The 2,457-nt window shown below is 47.0% G+C and carries 1 protein-coding gene and 1 pseudogene; both read left to right on the top strand.

Features of this window, described 5'->3' with window-relative positions:
* A partial coding sequence (locus tag AC1DWN_RS32140; protein ID WP_477562906.1) for a DUF6259 domain-containing protein occupies positions 1–1,714 on the top strand: 1,714 nt, incomplete at its 5' end.
* Positions 1,715–1,849: 135 nt separating this feature from the next.
* Positions 1,850–2,457: pseudogene (locus AC1DWN_RS32135) on the top strand (dihydroxy-acid dehydratase domain-containing protein); the annotation flags it as partial.

Raw genomic sequence — 2,457 nt, 5'->3', positions numbered from 1 at the left:
CAATTATCCGAGTCGCGGAGTGGCGGGAATCTATCCAGCTATCGTATCCTCTCAATTCATGGCTTATTATGATAGTCTCGGCGGGCTTTATATGGGGGCGCATGATCCGGAGGGTCATGTGAAATGTGTTGAATATTTCCCGATTGATGAAGGGATTCGTCTGCAATTTCGGTTTTATCCGGGAGGCGGGGCTTATGAGATGTCTTACGATATGGTGCTGGGAGTATTTACTGGAGACTGGCATGCGGCTGCAGATATTTACCGAGATTGGTATGAGGCTTCCCGTGGGAGGAAAGTAGTTCCGATTGCCGATAATGAACGGATTCCAGATTGGTATGCTGATTCTCCAGTAATTGTGACTTACCCGGTTTTAGGCACGCATGATATGGATGTCATGGAGCCAAACAAGCTGTTTCCGTATGTGAATGGACTGCCTCATGTAGAGCGACTGGCAACTGCTTTTAATAGTAAAATCATGGCGCTCCTGATGCATTGGGAGGGCAGCGCACCTTGGGCACCTCCGTATGTCTGGCCTCCATATGGGGGCGAGGCGGTATTAAAGGAATTCGCGGATCGACTGCATGAGGCTAATCATCTTCTCGGTGTATATTGCAGTGGGATCGGATGGACAGAACAGAGTAACCTGGTTGCGTCTTATAATTGCAAGGAGCAATTCGACAGCGAGCATCTTGAGGAAGTGATGTGTCTGTCTCCTGAAGGGGATTTACCTCACTCGGTTATCTGTACAGGGCAGCGGAGCGGCTATGATCTATGCCCGACCCAGCCTTTTACGGTAGATACCATCGTTAATGAGGTTAAGCATATGATTGACGGTGGGATAGATTATATTCAAGCCTTTGACCAAAACCACGGGGGCACCTCGTATTTCTGCTACAGTAAGACGCATGGTCACCCTCCAGCGCCAGGCAAATGGCAGACGGATTCCATGCTCAGCTTATTTGGGGAATTACAGGAAGTGGCTGATAAGGTGGGCAAAAAGGTACTATTCGGCTGCGAATCAGCTTCCGCTGAGCCATTCATCTCGGAGCTTCTGTTTAACGATGCAAGGTTCAACCTGAATTATTTTGTTGGGACACCGATTCCTCTTTATGCTTATATCTATCATGAATATATTAATAATTTTATGGGGAATCAAGTGGCGACTCACGCTGCCTTCGACAACATGAAATCACCGGATAATTTGCTTTATCGTCTGGCTTATTCGTTTCATGCTGGCGATATGCTGACAGTTGTGCTTACCGAGAATGGGGATATTACATGGAATTGGGGGATCGATCCGAATGTAAAGCTGCCGGAGCAGCAGCCCCTCCTAACACTGATCGGTAATATGAATCCATGGCGAACTGGGGTAGCTAAGCCTTATTTGCACGAGGGACGTATGCAAAAGCCCTTCGACTTACTTGAAGTGAAACCGAAAGTATTCCGCATGCAGGAAGATCGAGATTTCACGGTTTCATCCTTACTCACAAGCCGCTGGAAAGCAGTGGATGGGACTACAGCCCAATTAATCGTTAATTACACGAAAGAAGAGCAATCGTTTGATCTGGTGGCATTGCCATATGCGAAACATACTGTGTTAGTACTGGAAAAGTCGGATGGATCAGAGTCTATAGAATATGCAGCCGATTCAGAAGGACGAATTTCTTATGCTGTAAAGCCGCTGAGTGTAGTGCTGATTAAATTCCCTTTATAATATCCGAGAGTATATTATAAAGGGTATCTTTTATACAGCAATATGTTTCACATTAAATAATCTTATTGAACTACTCTGAAATATCATGTAAGTTGCTTGGTGTAGAGCTGAAAACGGTGTTTTACACAAGCCATTATGGGATCCTATGATGCCAAATTATATGAAATTCAAACCCATGCTCCCGGACCGCAGGGAGCGCTCCCGTTGACAGATCAAATGCTGCGCCATTCGCCAAGCGGCGACTTGTTTGGACTTAGCCAAAATGTGGGGATTGGGATCCAGGTCGTTTGAACAGGAAGCAATTTCTCCTGCTAAGCACACAGGGAGGAATTCGTATGGATGATGGGACTCCTATCGCCTTAGGCTACCATACAGGGCATTGAGAAATTGGCTTATAAATGAAGGAAGCCGCATTGGAGATCTCTGCTCAGGGTGGGATTCCCTTTGCAGGATACGTAAGCGATCCTTGTGATGGCCGTACCCAAGGGACGAACGGCATGTTTGACTCGCTTCCTTATCGCAATGATGCAGCTACCGTATTTCGCAGGCTGGTTCGATCGCTACCCACCCGAAGGGGTGTAACTGGTATCGCCACTTGTGATAAAGGCTTGCCTGCGATGCATGAGCTTCCTTGTATTATTGTTCCCGGTGGAGTTACATTGCCTCCAAGCGAGGGAGAGGATGCCAGCAAGATTCAGAGCATCGGTGCCAGATATGTAAACGGTGAAATTACACTGGAGGCC

Source organism: Paenibacillus sp. P4_A7, assembly GCF_056402455.1.
This window is presented reverse-complemented; position numbering and strand designations above follow the sequence as displayed.